This window comes from Pararhizobium qamdonense, from assembly GCF_029277445.1.
In the GTDB taxonomy this organism is placed as follows: Bacteria; Pseudomonadota; Alphaproteobacteria; order Rhizobiales; family Rhizobiaceae; genus Pararhizobium; species Pararhizobium qamdonense.
Genome location: NZ_CP119566.1, coordinates 1,961,359 through 1,982,529, shown reverse-complemented (window position 1 = coordinate 1,982,529; position 21,171 = coordinate 1,961,359). Strand labels below are relative to the sequence as shown.

Genomic DNA, 21,171 nt, shown 5'->3' with positions numbered 1-21,171 from the left:
TCTGCTTTTCATGCCAGATTTTTCGCAATGAGGGAGACAGAGGCATGAAGAAATACGATGTGGTGATGATCGGAGGCGGCCATAACGGCCTGGTCGCGGCCTGCTATCTGCAGCGCGCCGGGCTTGATGTGCTGGTGCTCGAAAAGAACGATTGGGTGGGCGGTGCGGCCACCAGCCGCGAGTTGACGCCGGGCTTCCTCTACTCCAACTGCTCCTATGTCTGCTCGCTGTTTCGCCCAGAAATCATGCGCGACCTCGAGCTGCCGAAACACGGGCTGCAGGTCATCGCCTATGAAGGCGGCGCGGTCTTTACCCGCGACGGCGACTATATCGCCTCCTACCGCGACCATGACAGCCACCGCCGCGAATTCGCCCGCTATTCCAAGCGCGATGCCGAAGCCTATGACCGCTACGCCCGCGACGTCACCCGCCAATGCCGTTTCATCCAGCCGCTATTGATGCGCACCGCACCGGACCCGTTTTCCTTCAAGCCGCGCGACATTTCCGAGCTGCTCTATCTCGGCAAAAAACTCGGCGAATTCTCCGCCCATGACATGGCGCAGACATTGCGCTTCTGGACCATGTCGATCTCTGACTTCCTCGACGAATATTTTGAGACCGACGTCATCAAGGCCTATCTGGCGTTGTCGGGCATTATCGGCACGGCGCTTGGGCCGATGTCGCCCGGCACGGCTTACGTGCTCCTGCATCACTACATGGGCGAAGTCGATGGCTCCGTCGGCGCCTGGGGCTATGCGCGCGGCGGCATGGGCGCGGTGACGCAGGCGCTTGCCTCCTCCTTCAAGGCATCGGGCGGCACGATCCGCACCGGCGCCGATGTCGCCCGCGTCATGACCCGCAGCGGCCGCGCCACCGGCGTCGTGCTGGCCGATGGCGAGGAGGTGCGCGGCAATCTCGTGGTCTCCAATGCCGACGTCAAGCGCACCTTCCTCAAGCTGGTCGAGGAGGATGCCCTGCCCGAAGCCTTCGTCCACCGCGTCAAGCACTTCAAAATGCGCGGCTCGTCCGGCAAGCTCAATATCGCACTCGACAGCCTGCCCGAATTTCCGGCGCTGCCGAAGAATTCCTCCTGCATTCGCGGCGATCTGCATTTCACCGATTCGATGGAGCGGATGGAACGCGCCTATGACGACTGGAAGGCTGGCCGCTATTCCGCCGATCCCTTCGTCGATATGGTCATCCCGACGACGCTCGATCCGACCATGGCGCCGCCGGGCAAGCATTTCATGAGCTGTTTCGTGCAATATTGCCCGCCGCAACTGGAAGGCCGCGACTGGACCGATGCCGACCGCGACGCCTTTGCCGAGACCGTCGTCAGCCAGATCGCCGATTATTCCCCCGGCTTCCGCGACCGCATCCTGCATATGGAAGTGCGCACGCCGCGCGAGATCGAGGCGGAGGTTGGCCTCACCGAAGGCAATATCTTCCAAGGGGAGCTGACCTTCGATCAGTTGCTGTTCAACCGCCCGGTGCCCGGTTACGCGCAATACCGCACGCCGGTGCCTGGCCTCTATCTCTGCGGCTCCTCCACCCATCCCGGCGGCGGCGTCATGGGAGCGCCCGGCCGCAATGCCGCCGCGGAAATCCTGCGCGACCTGAAACTGAAACCTTCAGAAATGAGCCCGGCCCATGACGTCATCTGATCTCGCCCGGACCACGGATTTCAACGCCGCAGACTTCGATGCCATCGTCATCGGCGGCGGCCATAACGGCCTGACGGCGGCCACGCTGCTGGCGCAGAACGGCCGCAGGGTCGTCGTTCTCGAAGCCGCCGACAGCACCGGCGGCGCGATGCGCGGCTTTGAATTCCATCCCGGCTACCGCTCCGCCGGCCTCGCCCATATCGTCAACCGGCTCGATCCGGAGGTCGAGGACCTGCTGAAGCTGAAGGCCGCCAAAACCTCCGGCGCGTCCCTGCCGACCGTGGCGCTCTCGCCGGATGGCAGGCACGCCGTCCTGCGTGGTGCCTATGGCGAGACAGTCGACGGCGTCAGCCCGGCAGAAGCGAAGGCCTTTGCGGCCATGCGCAAGAAGCTGATGTTCCAGGCGGGCATTCTCAAACGCTTCCTCAAGCGCCGGCCGCCGGAGATCGGCCATGTCGGGATGCGTGACCTCGGCGCCTTTGCAGGCGCGGGCCTCAGCCTCATTACCAAAGGCCGCGAGGAAGGCCGCGACTTCCTGCGCATGCTCCTGATGAATGTCGCCGATGTCGCCGACGAATATCTGAGCGACGACCGCCTCAAAGGTCTCGTTGCCTTCGACGCCACGCTCGGCATCCATCTCGGGCCGCGATCACCGACCTCTCTTCTCGGCCTCTATTACCGTCTGACCGGCGAAACGGGCGGCAAGACGGGCGCGCAATGCGTGCCGCAGGGTGGCATGAGCATCCTTGCCCCGGCGTTCGAAAAGGCCGCAACCGCTGCCGGAGCCGTCATCCGCACGGGCGCCCATGCCGCGCACATCCTCGCCGATCGCGGCACCGCAACCGGCGTCGTGCTCGCCAACGGCGAACAGCTGAATGCACCCGTTATCATCTGCGCCATCCATCCGCAGGCGACATTCCTGAACCTCTGCGACGCAGCCGAACTCGGCACAGGCTTTGTCCGCGCCGTCGGCAATATCCGCTCGAAAGGCAATGTCGCCAAGCTCGATCTGGCGCTCGACCGGCAGCCCGCCTTCACCGGCGTTTCGCCGGATGACCATCGCGGCCGGCTGGTCATCGCCCGCTCCATCGCCCATGTCGAAAATGCCTTCAACCCGGCCAAATATGGTGAATTCTCTCCCGATCCCGTGATGGAGATCACCCTGCCGAGCCTTGCCGATCCCGCACTCGCGCCCCCCGGCGGCGCGACGCTGTCCGCCCTGGTGGAATTTGCGCCCTATGATCTGAAGGGCGGCTGGGACAATGGCAAACCGGCCTTCGAAAAGATCATCCTCGACACGCTGGAGCGCTACGCGCCGGGCTTGAGCAAGAGCATCACCGGACGCCAGCTGATGACACCGGCCGATATGGAAACCCAGTATCATCTGCCCGGCGGCCACTGGCATCATGGCGAACTGCAGGCCGATCAGCTGCTGGTCAACCGCCCGGTCAATGCGGCGGCCGGCTATTCGACGCCGCTGTCCGGCCTCTACCTCGCCAGTGCCGGTTCGCATCCTGGCGGCGGCATTTCCGGCCTGCCGGGACTGCTCGCCGCGCGCCACATTCTTTCGGAGAGATCATGATGCTGGAGATCAACACTCGCCGCGCCCTGCAGAGCCATATTGCCACGCCACGCTTCGAGACCCCGTTTCATCCGCGCATCGCAGCCCTCAGCGAAACCAGCGACTGGTACACCTGGTCCGGCTACAAGGCGCCGCATTCGGTCTTCGACGAGGAACTGGAATATTTCGCCATCCGCTCGACATCGGCGCTGTTCGATATTTCGCCGATGGTGAAATACCGCATCGCCGGGCCGGATGCCGAGCGCTATCTCAACCGGCTGACCGTGCGCGATGTCTCAAAGCTCGGCACCGGCCGCGTCCACTACACCGCCTGGTGCGACGACCACGGTCATGTGCTTGATGATGGCACGCTGTTCCGGCTCGCGCCCGATACGTTTCGCCTCTGCTGCCAGGAGCGCCACCTGCCCTGGCTGCTCGACAGCGCCATCGGCTTTGACGTTACCGTCGCGGAAGAAACGGCTGAGATCGCCGGGCTTGCCCTGCAGGGCCCAACGTCATTCGCGGTCCTGTCCAAAGCCGGCTTCGACGGCATCGAACGGCTGAAACCCTTCCAGCTCGCAGACTTCACGCATGAGGGCGGCACGGTCACCATCTCGCGCACCGGCTTTACCGGCGATCTCGGCTACGAACTGTTCGTCCCCGCTGATGCCGCGCTCAGCCTGTGGGATCGCCTCTGGACGGCAGGACAGCTTCACGGCATCCGCGCCATCGGCTATGCCGCACTCAACCGCGCCCGCATCGAAGCGGGATTCATCGTCGCCAATGCCGATTTCATGACGGCGGAGACGGCGCTGCGCGCCGACCGCGCCCGCATGCCCGACGAGATCGGGCTGGACTGGCTGGTCGATGCGCAAAAAATCACCTTCAACGGACGTCAAGCGATACTTGAAGCCAGGCGGAATCAATCTCTCAAACATGTGCTCGTCGGCCTTGAAATTGAAGGCAATATTCCGGCTGACGGCGCCATCCTCTATCACCGGAAAAAGCATGAGGCCGGCCTCGTCAGTGCCGCAATCTGGTCGCCGCTTGCCAAGCGCAACATCGCCATCGCCAGCCTGACCCGGCCCTATGGCACGCGTCTGACCGAAGATCTCTGGGTGGAAATCTACGCGTCGCGCGAACTGCAATATCAAAAGATGATGAAACGCGCCCGCATCGTGCCGCGCCCTTTCATCAAGCTCGACCGCCGTGCCGCTTCCCCGCCCGCTCAGTTCTGACGGTTGCGATATGGACGAGGAAACACGCCAGAACTGGGATTTGATTAAAACTCCGCTGGGCATCGCATGGTCCGGCCGCACCCGCTATGCCGCCGCCACCTTTATCTATCATCGCGGCGAGATGAGTGCCGAGGTTCTGGAGGTCTATCGCATCTGTTCGCGGCTTGATGCGGAGGACCCGCTGGATGTGCTGACGCGATGGCAGATCGGGGCTGACTGGGTCGAGCGGATGCGCGCGATGCGCTGATCCCGTGGTTCATCAAAGACGCCTCAGCCGTGGTTCAGAACATGCTTTCACAAGCAGATTCCAAAATGAATCCGCCGTTGGAACCTTCTTGAATCCCGCACGTTTGAGTGCTGCAATTTCAAGAAGCAGCATGAGGACGACGTTGAGTTACAAACGCTTTCCAACCCCCGTCAGAGTGGTCATCCAGCAGAGCCAGGAAAACATCATCGCGACCGCCTGGGACGCCGTGGAATTCCTGCGCCGCTGGACCGGCAAGCGTGGCCTTGCCTATCGCCGCGCCCTGCAACATTGCCTGGACGCCCTCGACGGCATCCGCAGCCCGCAGAAAGCCTGGGCCTCGTTCATCGCCGCCATGAAGGAAGAAGGCCTGCTCGCCTGATTCCCGTTTCATCTTAGAATGTCCCCGGTGCCCGGATCCCTGATCCGGGCATTTTCGTGTGTGCTCGCCTTCCCAGATTACGCCACTTGAAAAGTCCGCTTTTCCGGCGTTGAATGCTCCAACTGGAGGCTCCTGAAGAAGCAAAAGCGGCACGTCTTTTACCATCCGCGACACCGCACTTTCCGGCGAGAAATCCACATCGCGGGCTTGCCGTTCCCGAAAACGCGAATATACTCAGGAATAATTATTTCCACAGAGTGAAATAAATAAGGGAACAAATCATGGCACTTAGCTGGCGTTTCTCCGCCCTGGGCGATCGGCATCGGGCATTGGGGTCCAATCTTGAAGACTGGAGCGGCATGGGAACCGCCTGGACCTATGACAAGGATATTTCCGAAGAACACATTGCCGTGCGCACCAAGGCCGGCATCATGGATGTTTCCGGCCTGAAGAAGGTGCATCTGGTCGGCCCGCATGCGATTGCCATCCTGGAATATATCACCACCCGCGACATGACGAAGGTCTATCCCGGCAAGTCCGTCTATGCCTGCATGCTGAACGATCGCGGCCATTTTACCGACGATTGCATCGTCTACCGCACCGGCCCGAATTCCTGGATGCTGGTGCATGGCTCGGGCTCCGGTTTTGAGGAAATCGTCAAGCAGGCACAGGGCCGCAATTGCGCCGTGCTGTTCGACGACGACCTGCATGACCTGTCACTGCAGGGACCGCTTGCCGTCGATTATCTCGAAAAATACGTGCCCGGCATCCGCGACCTCAAATATTTCCACCATATGCAGACGACCCTGTTCGGCGCCCCGGTGATGATCTCGCGCACCGGCTATACCGGCGAACGCGGCTACGAAATCTTCGTGCGCGGCCAGGATGCCGGCATGGTCTGGGACCGGATCGTCGATGAAGGCAAGGAGATGGGCATCATCCCCGTCTGCTTCAGCGTTCTCGACATGCTGCGGGTCGAAAGCTACCTGCTGTTCTATCCCTACGACAATTCGCAGATGTATCCGTTCGCCAACGAGCAGCCCGGCGACAGCCTGTGGGAACTCGGCCTCGATTTCACCGTCAGCCCCGGTAAGACCGGTTTTCGCGGCGCCGAGGAACATGCCCGCCTCAAAGGCAAGGAGCGCTTCAAGATCTTCGGCCTGCTGATCGAGGCCGACGGACCGGCCGATCTCGGCGACGAAGTCTGGGATGGCGACAAAAAAGTCGGCGTCATCACCTGCCCGTCCTATTCCAAGCTCACCAACCGCTCGATGGCGATCATGCGCGTCGAGGTTCCCTATGCCGTCCAGGGCACCAAGCTCCAGGTGAAGGGAAAGACGGTCAACGCACCGGCGATCGCCCACACGATCACCTTCGATGATCCGAAAAAGACGAAACGGACGGCGCAAGGCTGACGGCATGCTCGTAAAAGGGATCAAAAGTAGGCCGGAATATAAGGGGCTCGACATCGATCCCCACGCAAAGCGCCACCTCTTCGTCCTCGAGGGCGAAGGGGCGGCCGCCCTCACCGGCCAGGTGGACCTGAAGGGCAAGGATTTTCTGGCAAAATCGGAAATCCTCTATCTGGCCGCAGGCGCTGCACCGAAAGCCTATGACGTGGTTCTTTCGGCTCTGTCGCCCGACATCTTCTGGCAGGCGCCGACACTTCAGCCGTTGTTGTTTCGCCTGCGCGCCTGTCTGGAGCAGGCCCGGATGGGAACGCGGCTCTACATCGCCGGCACAGAAGGCTTTATCGGCCAGATCATGCAGGTGGCGCTGGAATTCGGCATCGATTTCAACTCGATCCATACCGAACATCGCGGCTCGACGGCGCGCCGGGTGCAATGCGTGCATTGCAAGGGCATCACCGATAACGTCACCACCAGCCCCTTTGCCTGCAGCCATTGCGGCTTGCCGCTCCTGGTGCGCGACCACTATTCCAGACGTCTCGGCGCCTTCCAGGGCGTCAACATCGATGCAGAAGAACCGGGTACGGCGCCTGCCCCTGAGGAGATGTTCCCGTGAGCCTCAACACCGACATGCCCGTCCGGGTCGCTGACGTCACTGCGGTGACCGATCTCGTCAAACGCTTCCGCTTCGAGCGGCTGGACGGTCATCCCATGCCGTTCTTTTCCGGCGGTGCCCACGTCGTCGTCTCGATGAACGACAATGGCCTTTTACGCCGCAATCCCTACTCGCTGATGTCCAATCCCGACGACAACAGCGCCTATGAAATCAGCGTGCTCAGGGTGCCCAATTCCCGCGGCGGCTCGGTCTTCATGCATGAACAGGTTAAGCCCGGCGATCAGCTGACCGTCAGCCAACCGGTCAATCTCTTTGCGCCGGATCATCGCGGCCGCAAGCATATCCTGATTGCCGGTGGCATCGGCATCACCCCGTTCATCGCGATGATGGAGCAGTTCAGCCGCGACAACATCGCCTTCGAACTGCACTACGCCATTCGCTCGCGCTCGCACGGCGCCTATTGGCAGCACCTCATCGACCGCTACGGCCCGCGCCGCATCAAGGTCTATGTGGATGAGGAAAAGAGCTATATCCCCGTGGCCGCCATCACCGACAACCAGCCGCTGGGCACGCATCTCTATGTCTGCGGCCCGGCCGGCATGATCGACGGTGTGCTGATGACGGCGCTGAAAGCCGGATGGCCGAAGGAAAACCTGCATTCGGAACGCTTCCTGGCGCCACCCGCCGGCCTGCCGTTCCAGGTCTTCCTCGAAAAATCCGGCATCCACATGACCGTTGGCGAACACCAGAGCATTCTGGAGGCGGCCGAAGCGCATGGCTGCGACGCCCCCTACATGTGCCGTGGCGGCGCCTGCGGCCAGTGCGAAACCGCAGTCTCGTCCTGCGACGGAACGCTGGAACACAATGATATCTACCTGTCGGACGAGGAAAAAGCGTCCGGCAGAAAGGTCATGATCTGCGTCTCGCGGTTCAAAGGCCAGCAACTCGTTCTTCAACTCTAGCAATCTTTTACAGATAGAAGGGGGACCGGACAGATGACCATCACGTTCAGGAACGAAACGTTCCGCGACGACTTCACCTTCCGCAACAGCCTTACCAATATCAGGCGCTTTCCCTTCCCCTTCGACCGCGACGAATACATGTATTCCGTCAACATGGAGCCGCATATCCGCGGCAAGGCCGATAGCGTTTTTGAAAACCTCATCGACGTTGACGAGCACTATGTCGCCGAGATGCAGGACCGGGAGATGGTGCTGAAGGAAGACCCGCTGCGCTGCCAGGCCCTGCCGCATATGATGGCGGCGCAATGGGACGTGCTGGAACTCTTGATGGAGCATCAGGCGCAGGACTATCCCGATCATTTCACGCTGACAAAGACCGGCGACCGCTGGCGCTGGATCAACCGCCCGCTGGGTATCGACGACACCTTCACCTTCGGCGATCCCTCCACGCTTCCCTACCCGCCGATGGAATATATCACCCGCCAGGCGCAGGGCGATTTCTGCATCGTGGACCAGCGCGACAACAATCTGTGGATGGATGCCGGCATGGTCACCACCCAGGCCGACTGGTCGCTCGATTTCGATATCGGCATGAACTTCATGGAATGGCACGGCCCGGTGCCGCTCGCCCACCAGATCGGCGTCTTCGACCGGGCGCTGAAATTCCTGCTCAACCTGCAGCAGGGAAAGCCGACCCGGCGCCTCAACTGGACCATGACCGTCAATCCGAGGCTCGATACCTCTCCGGAAAACTACCACAAATGGGGTCCCGACCGCCTGACCGTGACGCCGGAGAATGTCGGCGAAAAAATGCACCTGCGCGTCGAACTGCAGAGCCTGTGGCGCCTGCCGCGTTCCAACGCCATCCTCTTCGTCATCCGCTGCTACCTGATCAGCCTCGACGAACTGGTCACCGTGCCGAAATGGGCCCGCCGCCTGCCGCGCGTACTGAAAAGCCTGCCCCCTGAAATCATCGACTACAAGGGCCTGACCCGCAACCGCCCGATCATGATCGACTGGCTGGCGAAATATGACGACGGCGCGCCGACAAGCGCGGGGATCTATCCGGATTAGACTGAAAAAGCCCCTCATCCGGCCTGTCAGCCACCTTCTCCCCGTGCACGGGGAGAAGGGACAAGCGGCAACCTCTGTCGTCCCCTCTCCCCGCCTGCGGGGAGAGGGCTAGGGTGAGGGGCAAACGGCATAAAGACATTCGGCAACGACCGAATAAACTGACCATGACATAACAAAGGGAACAGACAGACATGACCAGAGTAGCCGTGATCGGCGCGGGGCCATCGGGCCTTGCCCAGTTGAGAGCCTTCCAGTCCGCCGCCCAGAAGGGTGCTGAAATCCCCGAAGTGGTCTGCTTCGAAAAACAGGCCGACTGGGGCGGCCTTTGGAACTATACCTGGCGCACCGGGCTCGACGAATATGGCGAACCCGTCCATGGCAGTATGTACCGCTATCTCTGGTCGAACGGCCCCAAGGAATGCCTGGAATTCGCCGATTATTCCTTCGAGGAGCATTTCGGCAAGCCGATCGGCTCCTATCCGCCCCGCGCGGTGCTGTGGGACTATATCAAGGGCCGCGTCGAAAAGGCCGACGTGCGCAAATGGGTGCGCTTCTCCACACCGGTGCGCATGGTGCGGTTCGACGAGGCAACGAAGAAGTTCACAGTGACGGCACATAATCGCGTCGAGGACCGGATGTATGACGAGGAGTTCGACTATGTCGTCGTCGCCTCCGGCCATTTCTCGACACCGAACGTCCCCTATTTCGAAGGCGTGAAAACCTTCGGCGGCCGCGTCCTGCACGCCCATGATTTCCGCGATGCGCTGGAATTCAAGGACAAGGACGTGCTGATCGTCGGCCGCAGCTATTCCGCAGAAGATATCGGCTCGCAATGCTGGAAATATGGCGCGAAATCCGTAACCACCAGCTACCGCTCCAAGCCGATGGGCTTCAAATGGCCGGAACGCTTCGAGGAACGGCCGCTCCTGCAGAAGCTTGTCAACAAGACGGCGCATTTCGCCGACGGATCGACCAAGGAGGTCGATGCGCTGATCCTGTGCACCGGTTACCTTCACCATTTCCCGTTCCTGCCAGACGACCTGCGCCTGAAGACCGCCAACCGGCTCTGGTCCGACAATCTCTACAAGGGCGTCGTCTACGAGGACAATCCGCAGCTGATGTATATCGGCATGCAGGACCAGTTCTACACCTTCAACATGTTCGACGCCCAGGCCTGGTTTGCCCGCGACGTCATCATGGACCGCATCAAGCTGCCCTCCAAGGACGAAATGAAGGCGCATTTCGACACTTGGCGCGCCCGCGAGGAAACGCTTGAAGACGCCGAACAGATGATCTGGTTCCAGGGCGATTACGTCATCGAACTGCTTGCAGACACCGACTATCCGAAGTTCGACGTCGAGGGCACCAACAAGACCTTCATGGAATGGGAACACCACAAGGGCGAAAACATCATGGGCTTCCGCGATAACGCCTATGCATCGCTGATGACCGGGACGATGGCCCCCAAGCATCATACGCCGTGGCTGGAAGCGATGGACGATACGCTGGAGGTTTATCTGAAAAACTGATGGTCATGGCGTAGGAGAGGCATCCGTCTCTTCTACGCCATCAAAACGACCGGAGATCCTCGACGAGCTCCGGATGACGGTCCAACATTCTGAAAAGCTGAATCGTTGGGCCGCTTGGTTCGATAAGCCCGCGCTCATATTTGTCGAAAGCGCTTTCACCGACCCGAAAAATCTGCCCAGCCTCCCTCTGCGAAAGCTTGAGCTTGGTACGGATGCGACGGATCGTTGCGGGAGATGGAAGTCCATCGACTTCCTCCTTGATCTCCCTGAGAGCCTGGTCCACGACGTCCATATCCTTGCCGACATGCACACCGTCCCCATCTCCGGCTGGATAATATCCAGGAAGATCCACCAGGCGGCTTTTGCCCTTGTACGATACGGTGAAAGGGCGAACGCTTCGTTTCAACATTTCTCCGTTTTCCGGCGAAGGCATTTGGCCGGCAAGCTTTTCAACCGACATTACGATTTCTCCTTGAAGGACATGACCGTAAACTCCGTTACGACATTCGCCTGGAATTTGACGTAGAGAACAAAACCCCGCGCCGGCACGTGATAAACATCCTGCCAAACCCGATGATCAGCGAAAGTCGTCATCGATTTATAAAACATTCTCGGCTCGACCAGCTCAATCGTTTCAACAATGGCCGCGCGATCGAAACCGATCGCGACGGCATCCCGAAGCGCAGACGTCGTTATGGACAGTTGCTCGACCGATGCGAGCGCACGCTGTATCGCCTTGAGATCGTAAGACGGGCGCTTCTTTTCCATGGCAGCAATCATGCCACCATAAAGGTGGCATTTCAAGATGCTAAGATGAGCGCTGCTCTGCTAAAAGCCATCGCCCTCACGACCGCGGCTTCAGCTTTTGCGGATCGTAATGCGCAAACGGCACGATCCGCCCCGGCAGCCGCTTTTGCTGGCCATCGAGCTTGCCGATTTCAACCTCGGTGCCGACATCCGAATGCAGCACATCCATCCGCGCCAGCGCGATCGTCTTCTTCAGCAGCGGCGAGCGTGTCGCGCTGGTGATGACGCCGACCTGTGCCCGGCCGATATGGACGGGGTCACCATGGCCGACGGCGTCATTGGCGTCGATATCGAGCCCGACCAGCTTGTAGCGCGGGTTTTCCTTGCGTTTGATCAGCGCGTCGCGGCCGATGAAATCCTCGGTCTTTGATTTCAGCGGCACGGTGAAGCCGATACCGGCCTCGAACGGGTCGGTCTGGTCGGAAAAGTCATAATGGGCAAAGACCAGCCCCGCCTCGATGCGCACCATGTCGAGCGCCTCCAGCCCCATCGGCTTCAGCCCATGCTTTTGCCCCGTCTCCCAGACGGCATCGAACACGGCAAGCGCGTCCTTCGGATGACAGAAGATTTCGTAGCCGAGTTCGCCGGTATAGCCGGTGCGCGAGACGACGACCGGCGCGCCCTCGAAATGACCGATACGGCCGACGGCAAAACGGAACCATTCAAGTTCCGCGATCGACGGTTGCGATGGTGCCGTCCAGATGATCTCCTTGATGATCTCGCGGCTATTGGGGCCCTGGACGGCGAGATTGTGCATCTGGTCGGTGGAGGAGCGGACCCAGGCCTTGTAGCCCATCTTTTCCGCCTGCTCGCGCAGCCAGATGCCGCTGACATCGTCGCCGCCGATCCAGCGGAAATTGTTCTCGCCCAGCCGGAACACCGTGCCGTCGTCGATCATGCCGCCATTCTCGTAGCACATTGCCGTATAGACCACCTGCCCCGGCGACAGCTTGCGGATATCGCGGGTACAGCAATATTGCAAAAGCGCCTCCGCGTCCGGGCCGGTCACCTCGAATTTGCGCAGCGGCGACAGGTCCATGACCACGGCCTTTTCCCGGCAGGCCCAATATTCCTCGATCGGCCCCTCATTGTTGAAGCGGTTCGGCAACCAGTAGCCGCGATATTCGGTATGATTGCGCGTCAGTGCCGACAGGCGCGGATGAAAGGCGGTTTCCTGGGTCATTTCGGGCTCTGCATCAGGGGTCATTCGGATGGCGACGGCGCGCGAGAATTTTTCCGTGTTCGAATAGGTGCGGACATGAATGTCGGTCGGGTTCCAGGCATTGGCCGCATCGATATCGTCGGGGCAGGACGAGGAAACGCAGACAAGATCGGTCAGCGCCCGCATCAGCACATAGTCGCCCGGCCGCGACCAGGGCTCGTCGAGATCGAGCTGGTTGTGATGATCGACATTGGTATTGTAGAAATAATTGAGCGCTTCCCAGCCCTTGCGCGGCGCAATGCCGTAGGGCGCCAGCGCATGGTTGAAATTATCCGTGCAATTGACGTGCCCCGGATAGCCCATGTCGTCGTAATAGCGCGAATTGCAGGCGGTGGCGAAGGCATCGTGACGGCCGACCGTATCCTGGACGATCTCCACCAGCGGCTCAAAATCCCGGTCGAACGCCTTGGACGGCAGGCCGGGGGTCGGGTAGCTGCGTCCGAGAAGCGTGCGCGTCACCGTCGCATCGAGTGCCAGATCCAGTCCCTTATCGACCTTGCGGGCCGAAAACGCCTGGAAATCGGTGCATTGCCGTCCAGACACGTCGATGACCTGGATGAATTCGCCCGCCCGCACGAAATAGGCCGATGCCCGCGCCGCCTTGATGCGCAGATCCTGCACGGGATCGGCCATCGGTTCCGGCAGCAAGTCCTCATAGGTCCGCTCGATCTTCGAGCGGGTGACGCGCAGTTCGAGTGCTGTTGCCGTATTTTGCGTCTCCGCATCCATCGGCGGCGCCGGTGCCGCGACAACCAGCAAGCCGTCCAGCGCCATCGTCAGATCGGCCGAGGAGCCCGGCGAGGACTTTTCCCCAAACAGGACCAGCGCCTGCGCATCCGCGGGATCGACGTTGCGCCGCCTCAAAGCTGACAGTGTGCGCCGCGCGCTCTCTTCGTCCCGCGCAAGGATTTCCTGCAGCCCGAACGCAGGACGCGAGAACCCAGTGCCAAGACCGGCCGCATTGAACCGCCCTTTTGCATCGATGAAGCTGACCTCGCAAAGCTGGCCACCCTCGATATCCTTGATCGTGATCCGGTCACCGGCCGTGACTTTAACCACAGTCGTTCCACGTCCCTTAACGCGGTAGCGCTCGACGCCCGCGGCAAGTGCTGGCATCCCAGGCCGTAGAATCGTGCTCGGGCGTGGTGGCATCAATGTGCCGGTAAATTGTCCGGAATCGCTCATCTCGGCTCCCGCCCGAAGGCATAGTCGGCTCAGGTGTCTATAAGCACCACTTTATGCACCGGCAATATGGCCAAACTATCCTATGGGAGGCCGTCGAAAGTAAAGAGAGACTTGACCGAGAAGAAAAAAAATTCACTATGAAGATAAGTTGCGGTCGCGAAATTCAAACGGGAACAGGTGGTGACACTGCGAAAACGCAGGCGCCATCCAGCACAGCCGCCGCAGCGAAAACCATCCTAAAGGGGACGCGCGGCATCGCGCTTCAAGACAAAACTGGTCGAGGAGACTGTTTATGGCATCTATCGTTGAGACCGACGAATCGGCCGCTGCGCCCGGCACCGGCCTGATCCGCGCGCTGGACTGGAAAGGGGCATTCTGGGTCGCTGCCGGCGTACCGCCGCTGGTGCTCTTCTCCATCGGCGGCATTGCCGGCACGACCGGCAAGCTCGCCTTCGTGGTCTGGATCATTTCCATGGTGATGGGTTTCCTGCAATCCTTCACTTACGCCGAAATCGCCGGCATGTTCGGCAACAAGTCCGGCGGCGCGTCGATCTATGGCGCCACCGCCTGGCTGCGCTATTCGAAATTCATCGCGCCGCTTTCGGTCTGGTGCAACTGGTTCGCCTGGTCGCCGGTTCTGTCGCTCGGCTGCGCCATTGCGGCAGGCTATATCCTCAACGCCCTCTTCCCCATTCCCGGCGCCGATAGCCCGGCCGTGATGGAATGGATCAACGCCAATATGGCGACGCTCACGGCGGACAGCCCGCGCGTGGCGGAATGGCTTGCGGCCAATGCCGGCAAGGCACCGCAGGACGCAATCTCCGCCCTCCTGTCCAGCGATGCGATCACGGCCTTGACGCCGGCGATCCGCAACTGGTCGCTGATCACCTTCGACATTCCTTTCCTCGCCAAGGCCAACCTTAACGCCACCTTCGTCATCGGCGGCATCCTGATGCTCATCATCTTCGCGATCCAGCATCGCGGCATCCAGGGAACGGCCAGCGTCCAGAAATGGCTCGCCATCATCGTCCTCCTGCCGCTCTTGATCATCGGCCTTTATCCGATCTTCTCCGGCCAGATCGATAGCGCCAATATCACCAATCTCGTTCCGCCCACCGCCGGCTATTCCGGCATTGACGGCGTCTGGAGCAATGGCGGCTGGACGCTGTTCCTCGGCGGCCTCTATATCGCCGCCTGGTCCACCTACGGCTTTGAAACGGCGGTCTGCTATACCCGCGAACTGAAGAACCCGAAGACCGATACGTTCAAGGCCATCTTCTATTCCGGCCTGCTCTGCTGCCTGTTCTTCTTCCTCATCCCCTTCACCTTCCAGGGCGTTCTCGGTCATGCCGGCATGCTCGCACCCGGCATCGTCGATGGAACGGGTGTCGCGGAAGCCTTGGCAAGCCTCGTTCATGGCGGCCGCATGGTCACCCAGATCCTCGTCATCCTGATGATCATGGCGCTGTTCCTGGCCATCATGACCGCCATGGCCGGTTCGTCGCGCACGCTCTACCAGGGCTCCAAGGATGGCTGGCTGCCGAAATATCTCGACCACGTCAACGAACATGGCGCCCCCACCCGCGCCATGTGGACGGACTTCGCCTTCAACCTCATACTCCTGGCCATCGCCTCGGATGTCGCCGGCTACTTCTTCGTGCTGGCCGTCTCCAATGTCGGCTATATCATCTTCAACTTCCTCAATCTCAATGCCGGCTGGATCCACCGCATGGATTCCAGCCAAATCCAGCGTCCCTGGAAGGCACCGACCTGGCTGATCGGCCTCAACACGGTTCTTGCCTTCGTCAACGCGCTGTTCCTCGGCGCCGGCGCCAAGGTCTGGGGTTATTCCAACGCGCTCTGGGTCGGCTTCATCTTTGCCGCCCTCATCCTGCCGGTCTTTGCCTATCGCCACTATGTGCGCGACGGCGGAAAGTTCCCGGCCGGTGCCATGGAAGACCTCGGCCTCGTCGGCCAGGATCTCGGCGTGAAGAAGGCCGGCATCCTGCCCTATGTGGCGCTCGCCGGCGGCCTTGCCGTCGTTCTCGCTGCCAACGCGTATTTCCAGCTGCCCGCCTGATCGGGTTCTGACACAACAAAACAAGGCCCGCGCATTGAGAAATGCGCGGGCCTTGTCCGTTCGAAATGCCGATGCCTCACCGTAGTGCTTGACACATGGATCGATTGAAACTGTACTTCCGCTTCGCGATGCCGCCCCACCGGCAGAAAACAACCAGCGAGGTTCGATCATGACCGATGCAGGCCCGGAGACGAAACTGACGGCCTCCAAGCGGCGCTGGGCCGAGCAAGGCAAGTTCCTGACCGGCCGGATCACCCGTCCGCAAACCGACCGCCTGCCGCCTGGCCAGCATCTGGTCAAGAACTGGCCGGTGCTTGATCTCGGCCAGCAGCCGATGATCCAGCCATCGGAATGGAGTTTACACATCGTCGGCGGCGTCGAAAATCCCGTCAAACTCGATTGGGACGCGTTCCACCGCCTGCCGCAGAGCAACAAACTGTCCGACATCCATTGCGTGACGACATGGTCGCGCTACGACAACCGCTGGCAGGGTGTCTCGACCCATGATCTGCTCGATCTCGTCATGCCGATGCGCGACGCCAATTTCGTCCTGCTGACCAGCTATGACGGCTATACCACCAACCTGCCGCTTGCCGATTTTGCGTCCGAAGACGCCATTCTCGCCACCGCCTGGGAAGGCGAGCCGTTGACGCGCGCTCACGGCGGCCCGATGCGCCTGATCGTTCCGCACCTCTATCTCTGGAAAAGCGCCAAATGGCTGCGCCGCATCGAATTCCTGGTGGGCGATCAGGCCGGGTTCTGGGAGAAGAACGGCTATCACATGCTCGGCGATCCCTGGCGCGAGCAGCGGTATTCGGAGGATTAGAGCCTCGTACGGGCAATGAGGCTCAAACCGTCAGCTTGGCACCTTTGCCTGCGTCTCCAGACAATCCGCCTGCAAGGCCGGCCGGTCCCTTGCGCTGACGACTTCGAACAGCTGCAGCACCGTCGCCCGGCCCTTGACCTGCGCCTCGCCGAGCGGGCGAAAGATGATCGCATCGCCGCACAAGGCGACCACGGCGCTGCTGGCCAGAATGGCCGTGCCATAGACCTTGTTCATGCCCTCAAGCCGCGATGCCACATTCACCGTGTCGCCCATCGCCGTATATTGCAGCCGGTCGCGGGCGCCGACGCTTCCGACGACCGCCGTGCCGGTATGAATGCCAAACCGGGTGCGCAATTCCGGCAGCCTTTTCGCCTTCAACTCAGCATTGAAAACGTTGAGTTTTCTTTCCACCGCCAGCGCGCAGCGGCAGGCGTTTTCCGCATGGCGCTCGTCGGCAACCGGCGCGTTCCACATGGCAAAAACGGAATCGCCGAGAAACTGGATGATCTCGCCGCCATGGGCGCTGACGGTCTCGTTGAAAATGTCGAAATAGTCCGACAGCAGCGCCACCACCTCTTCGGGCGTCCGCTGCTCGCTGAGCGTCGTGAAATCGTAGATATCGGTAAACCAGGCCGTCACCTCCTGGCGCCGTGCGCTCCTGCCCGCAAACTGTCCGGATTCGATGCCCTTTCGCACCAGTTCCTTCGGCACATAGAGCGCGAAGGTGAAGATTGCGTCGCGCGCCCGGTTCATCGCCCGCCCCAGTGTCGATATCTCCGTCACATGCGAGGTGACCTGGCTTGGCGCGGTAAAATCGAGATCCTGCAGCCGGTTGGCATTGGCGGTCAGCTGGCTCAGCGACTGTGTAATCAGCCGCGCCATGAACAGCGCCGCCAGCAGGCCGAGAATGACGATGGCGGCAGCAATGGCGAGCCCCTGATAAAGGTTGCGATTGGCAGCCGCCGTCAGCTCGTCGAGGGGTGCCGCCACCACCGTGCGGTGCCCGGCCAGCAACAGCACCGATTTCACCGACGTCGCCAGGATGATATAGGTGCGGCCGTCGATATCGGCGAACCCCACTCCGTTGCCAGCTGGAAGATTGGCCTTGATGCCGGTCAAAAGCGGATCGACCGGTTTTGAAACGTCGAGTTCCCCCTTGTCCTTTCCCGTTGCCATGCGGGCCATCAGCCCGCGATCGGAATGCATGATCGGCTTTCCCGCCGCATCCATCACGAAGGCGACGCTATCGGCGGTCAGGCGTTCGCGCGCCATGAAGTCGGTAATGGTGCCAAGGTCGATATCCGCACCGATGACGATACCGCCATTGCCGGTATGCGCCTGCGAAATGCTCATGCCGAGCGCGCCCGTCGTCACCATCGTATAGGGGCCGATCGCGGCCGGCATCGTGCCGTTGACCGCCGCCTGATACCAGGGCCGCTTCCTCGGATCAAAGCCGGTCGATAGAAGACGCCGCTCCAGGAGCTGGTTGCCGTCCTTGTCGAGGAAGATCAGCCGGTTGCTCCGGTCGCCTGTCTGCTCCGTTTGCATCGAGCGGACGGCAATCGCCGCTGCATCCGGCGCATTCAGCGCTTTGCGCCAGGCCTCTGCTCTCAGGTCCACCGCCTGGATGAATTCGCCATTGGGGTATCCTGCATAAATGCCATCCAGATTGGCGGATTGCGCGATGATCTCGCGCAGCAGCTTGATCTTGTCGTTCATCCGCTCCGGCGGCGGCACCAGGAAGGAATTGGCGATCGACGCGGTAAACCCCACCAGCGCCGTCGTCCGTCCCGAAAGAATGCCGAGCCGGTCGATCAGCCGCTCGGAAAAGGCGCGCATGTCCGCCTCGGCACGGATGAGCGCCGCCTCGCGCGCCCGCACATAACCGAGGCCGATCAGCGTGCCGGACACGGCAATCAGCAGCGCCGCCATGGCAAGCCCCAGAAGCGATCTCAGCGGCTTGGTCCAGACCGCAGGCTGGCCGTTTGCGCCAGGCCCTCCCGTTACATGCGACATGCTTTGCCTCTGACCCAGAATACGCCAATGAAATCCAAAACTTGGAGTTGAACACAGATTATCAGCCGCAGGTAATTTCGTACAGGCTCCTGGCGCTTCGCTGCGCTACCGGCGCTCGGCAAGGCCGGCTGACGCGGCCGACACCTCGGCCGCAGCCTCGCGGATCGTCTGCATCAGGATCGCCAGCGGCATCGAGGGAATGGCATTGGCCCGCATTGTCAACCCGACCGGCCCCTTCGTCTCGCTGGTATCGATCGGCAAAGCCGCAAGCACCCCATCCTCGATATCGCCCGCCACCACCCCCGCCGAAATGATCCAGATCGCGTCGCTTGCGCGCACGAAGGCACGGCCGAAGGAATCGGACACGGTTTCGATCTGGTTGGGCAGGCTGGCGATGCCGTTGGTGATCAGGAACCGTTCGACGAAGGGGCGGATGATCGAGGCGCCGGTCGGCATCAGCACCGGATAGACGCCGAGATTGTCAAACACCGGCTGCTGTGCCGGCAACAGCGGATGGCCGCTGCGCACGGCGAAAACGACCTGCTCGGAATAGAGATGTTCGAAGGAAAACCCTTTCATCTGTTCGGGCGCCGCGAGCCGCCCCACCACCAGATCGAGATCGCCGACCCGCAACTGCTCCAGAAGCACGGCATTCTCGCCGGTGACGATCTTGATGCGGCTTCCGGTTTCTTCCTTGAGAAAATTCGCCATGGCCTGCGGCATGATCCGGGTCGATACCGTCGGCAGTGCGCCGATCCGCACCGGCGGCCCGTCGCCGGAGCGCTCCTGCGACACCGAATCCAGCCCCTGTCTCAACGCCGTCAGCGCGGCGCCTGCATGCCGCAGAAAGGCCTCGCCATAGCGGGTGATCTTGATGCCACGACCATCCCGCTCGAAGACGGAGACGCCCAGCACCTCCTCGAGCTCGCGTATGGTCTTGGTCACCGCCGGCTGGCTGACATGCAAAAGATCGGCCGCCTTCATCACGCTCTTCTGGCGGGCGACCTCGACAAAGGTCTGCAAATGGCGGAATTTCACGCGGGCGTCGATCATGAGAACTCATAACTTGGGGGTTAATGATAGGCAATAAAATGTCATTTTACCGAACCAGATTAAAGTTCCAATCTGCAATCGAGGAGAATTTTCGTGCAATTTGCCCGCATCAACGACGTCACGCTTCACTATCAGGTCATCGGCGCTGCCAATGACAAGCCGGTGCTGGTTTTTGCCAATTCGCTCGGCACGGATTTCCGCATCTGGCGCGACGTGATCGTGCGGTTTGCAGGCGACTTTGCCATGGTTCTCTACGACAAGCGCGGCCACGGCCTCTCCGATGTCGGCGACATGCCCTATTCGATGGACCTGCACGTCGCCGATCTCGCCGGCCTGCTCGACCTCCTGGCCGTCAAGCAGGCGATCATCTGCGGCCTCTCGGTCGGCGGCCTGATCGCGCAGGGTCTCTATGCCGCCCGGCCAGACCTTGTGCGCGCATTGATCCTTTGCGACACCGCCCACAAGATCGGCACGGCCGATCAGTGGAACGCCCGTATTGCCGCCGTCGATGAGGACGGCATCGCCGGCATGACCGGCAGCATCCTCGAACGCTGGTTCACCCCTGCCTTCCGCCGCCCGGAAAACAACGCCCTGCATGGCTATCGCAACATGCTCGCCCGCCAGCCGGCCGCCGGTTATGCCGGCACCTGCGCTGCGATCCGCGATGCCGATTTCACCGAAGCGGCCAAGCATATAACGGTTCCAACCCTCTGCATCGTCGGCGACCAGGACGGATCGACGCCGCCGGATCTGGTTCTCTCGACTGCCAAACTGATCCCCGGCGCCCGCTACGAAGTCATCAAGGATGCAGGCCACATCCCTTGCGTCGAGCAGCCGGAGGCCCTGACCGCCGTGCTGCGCGCTTTTATCGATATCGTCCTGTCTGGAGAAAAAGCCCATGAGTGACGCCGCAGTTCCGACCGAACGTTACCGTCAGGGCCTGGCCACCCGCCGTGCCGTGCTCGGCGACCGTCACGTCGACCGGGCACAATCCGCCACCACCGATTTCGACCAGCCGTTTCAGGAATTGATCACCGAAGCCGCCTGGGGCAACCTCTGGTCGCGGCCGGCCTGGACGAAACGCGAGCGCTCGATCGTTACCATCGCCCTGCTGGCAGCGCTTGGCCATGACGAGGAAGTGGCGATGCATGTGCGCGCCACCGCCAATACCGGCGCCAGCCGCGAGGATATCGGTGAAGCCCTGTTGCATGTGGCGATCTATGCCGGCGTTCCCGCCGCCAACCGCGCGATCAAGATCGCCAAGCAGGTCTTCGAACAGATGGACGCCGAACAGGCGGCATGA

General features: G+C 61.2%; 19 protein-coding genes. 14 read left to right on the top strand and 5 right to left on the bottom strand.

The features are described from left to right. The first annotated feature begins 44 nt into the window (after window positions 1-44). The 10 genes from PYR65_RS09580 (at window position 45) to PYR65_RS09535 (ending at window position 10,679) form a co-directional block, all read left to right on the top strand. Window positions 45-1,664: a phytoene desaturase family protein gene (locus PYR65_RS09580; RefSeq protein WP_276120804.1), complete on the top strand. Its 1,620-nt coding sequence runs from the start codon at window positions 45-47 to the stop codon at window positions 1,662-1,664. After that, window positions 1,651-3,246, top strand: coding sequence for a phytoene desaturase family protein (locus PYR65_RS09575; protein ID WP_276120803.1), 1,596 nt, complete (start codon window positions 1,651-1,653; stop codon window positions 3,244-3,246). Before PYR65_RS09580 ends, PYR65_RS09575 begins: the two co-directional genes overlap by 14 nt. Beyond that, the gene (locus PYR65_RS09570) at window positions 3,243-4,463 is read left to right on the top strand and encodes an aminomethyltransferase family protein (RefSeq protein WP_407951290.1); all 1,221 of its coding nucleotides are present in this window, start codon (window positions 3,243-3,245) and stop codon (window positions 4,461-4,463) included. Before PYR65_RS09575 ends, PYR65_RS09570 begins: the two co-directional genes overlap by 4 nt. A gap of 10 nt (window positions 4,464-4,473) precedes the next feature. Then, window positions 4,474-4,710 carry a hypothetical protein gene (locus tag PYR65_RS09565; RefSeq protein ID WP_276120802.1) on the top strand — a complete coding sequence of 79 codons (237 nt, stop codon included), beginning with the start codon at window positions 4,474-4,476 and terminating at the stop codon, window positions 4,708-4,710. Window positions 4,711-4,840: 130 nt separating this feature from the next. Continuing rightward, the gene (locus PYR65_RS09560; protein WP_200953602.1) at window positions 4,841-5,089 is read left to right on the top strand and encodes a DUF982 domain-containing protein; all 249 of its coding nucleotides are present in this window, start codon (window positions 4,841-4,843) and stop codon (window positions 5,087-5,089) included. A gap of 281 nt (window positions 5,090-5,370) precedes the next feature. Then, window positions 5,371-6,504 (top strand): aminomethyltransferase family protein, encoded by a 1,134-nt coding sequence (locus PYR65_RS09555; protein ID WP_060638713.1) that lies wholly within the window; start codon window positions 5,371-5,373, stop codon window positions 6,502-6,504. Window positions 6,505-6,508: 4 nt separating this feature from the next. Beyond that, a complete protein-coding gene (locus PYR65_RS09550; RefSeq protein WP_276120801.1) occupies window positions 6,509-7,114 on the top strand; it encodes a dimethylamine monooxygenase subunit DmmA family protein in 606 nt (201 codons plus the stop codon). Continuing rightward, the gene (locus PYR65_RS09545) at window positions 7,111-8,076 is read left to right on the top strand and encodes a PDR/VanB family oxidoreductase (protein WP_276120800.1); all 966 of its coding nucleotides are present in this window, start codon (window positions 7,111-7,113) and stop codon (window positions 8,074-8,076) included. The genes PYR65_RS09550 and PYR65_RS09545 overlap by 4 nt, the downstream gene beginning before the upstream one ends. 33 nt (window positions 8,077-8,109) lie before the next feature. Next, the gene (locus tag PYR65_RS09540) at window positions 8,110-9,150 is read left to right on the top strand and encodes a heme-dependent oxidative N-demethylase family protein (protein ID WP_276120799.1); all 1,041 of its coding nucleotides are present in this window, start codon (window positions 8,110-8,112) and stop codon (window positions 9,148-9,150) included. 191 nt (window positions 9,151-9,341) lie between these two features. Next, window positions 9,342-10,679, top strand: coding sequence for an NAD(P)-binding domain-containing protein (locus tag PYR65_RS09535; RefSeq protein WP_276120798.1), 1,338 nt, complete (start codon window positions 9,342-9,344; stop codon window positions 10,677-10,679). Window positions 10,680-10,719: 40 nt separating this feature from the next. On the opposite strand, the gene PYR65_RS09530 is transcribed toward PYR65_RS09535, so the two are convergent. The 3 genes from PYR65_RS09530 to PYR65_RS09520 form a co-directional block, all read right to left on the bottom strand. Then, the gene (locus tag PYR65_RS09530) at window positions 10,720-11,139 is read right to left on the bottom strand and encodes a type II toxin-antitoxin system MqsA family antitoxin (RefSeq protein ID WP_276120797.1); all 420 of its coding nucleotides are present in this window, start codon (window positions 11,137-11,139) and stop codon (window positions 10,720-10,722) included. After that, window positions 11,139-11,447 (bottom strand): type II toxin-antitoxin system MqsR family toxin, encoded by a 309-nt coding sequence (locus PYR65_RS09525; protein WP_276120796.1) that lies wholly within the window; start codon window positions 11,445-11,447, stop codon window positions 11,139-11,141. Before PYR65_RS09525 ends, PYR65_RS09530 begins: the two co-directional genes overlap by 1 nt. Before the next feature lie 76 nt (window positions 11,448-11,523). After that, window positions 11,524-13,893, bottom strand: a complete 2,370-nt coding sequence (locus tag PYR65_RS09520; RefSeq protein ID WP_407951289.1) for a DUF1989 domain-containing protein — start codon at window positions 13,891-13,893, stop codon at window positions 11,524-11,526. Window positions 13,894-14,185: 292 nt separating this feature from the next. On the opposite strand from PYR65_RS09520, the gene PYR65_RS09515 reads away from it, so the two are divergent. Then, a complete protein-coding gene (locus PYR65_RS09515) occupies window positions 14,186-15,973 on the top strand; it encodes an APC family permease (protein WP_276120795.1) in 1,788 nt (595 codons plus the stop codon). Between the two features lie 169 nt (window positions 15,974-16,142). After that, a complete protein-coding gene (locus tag PYR65_RS09510) occupies window positions 16,143-16,799 on the top strand; it encodes a sulfite oxidase-like oxidoreductase (RefSeq protein ID WP_276120794.1) in 657 nt (218 codons plus the stop codon). Window positions 16,800-16,829: 30 nt separating this feature from the next. Here PYR65_RS09510 and PYR65_RS09505 read toward each other — a convergent pair whose 3' ends face one another. Both PYR65_RS09505 and pcaQ read right to left on the bottom strand, forming a co-directional pair. Then, window positions 16,830-18,815: an adenylate/guanylate cyclase domain-containing protein gene (locus tag PYR65_RS09505; RefSeq protein ID WP_276120793.1), complete on the bottom strand. Its 1,986-nt coding sequence runs from the start codon at window positions 18,813-18,815 to the stop codon at window positions 16,830-16,832. A gap of 105 nt (window positions 18,816-18,920) precedes the next feature. After that, entirely contained in the window at window positions 18,921-19,868 is a 948-nt protein-coding gene (pcaQ, locus tag PYR65_RS09500; protein WP_276120792.1) for a pca operon transcription factor PcaQ, read from the bottom strand. Between the two features lie 93 nt (window positions 19,869-19,961). Here pcaQ and pcaD point away from each other — a divergent pair, with 93 nt between their 5' ends. Both pcaD and pcaC read left to right on the top strand, forming a co-directional pair. Beyond that, complete coding sequence (gene pcaD / locus PYR65_RS09495; protein WP_276120791.1) at window positions 19,962-20,774, top strand: 3-oxoadipate enol-lactonase; 813 nt, start codon at window positions 19,962-19,964, stop codon at window positions 20,772-20,774. Next, window positions 20,767-21,171: a 4-carboxymuconolactone decarboxylase gene (pcaC, locus tag PYR65_RS09490; protein WP_060638699.1), complete on the top strand. Its 405-nt coding sequence runs from the start codon at window positions 20,767-20,769 to the stop codon at window positions 21,169-21,171. Before pcaD ends, pcaC begins: the two co-directional genes overlap by 8 nt.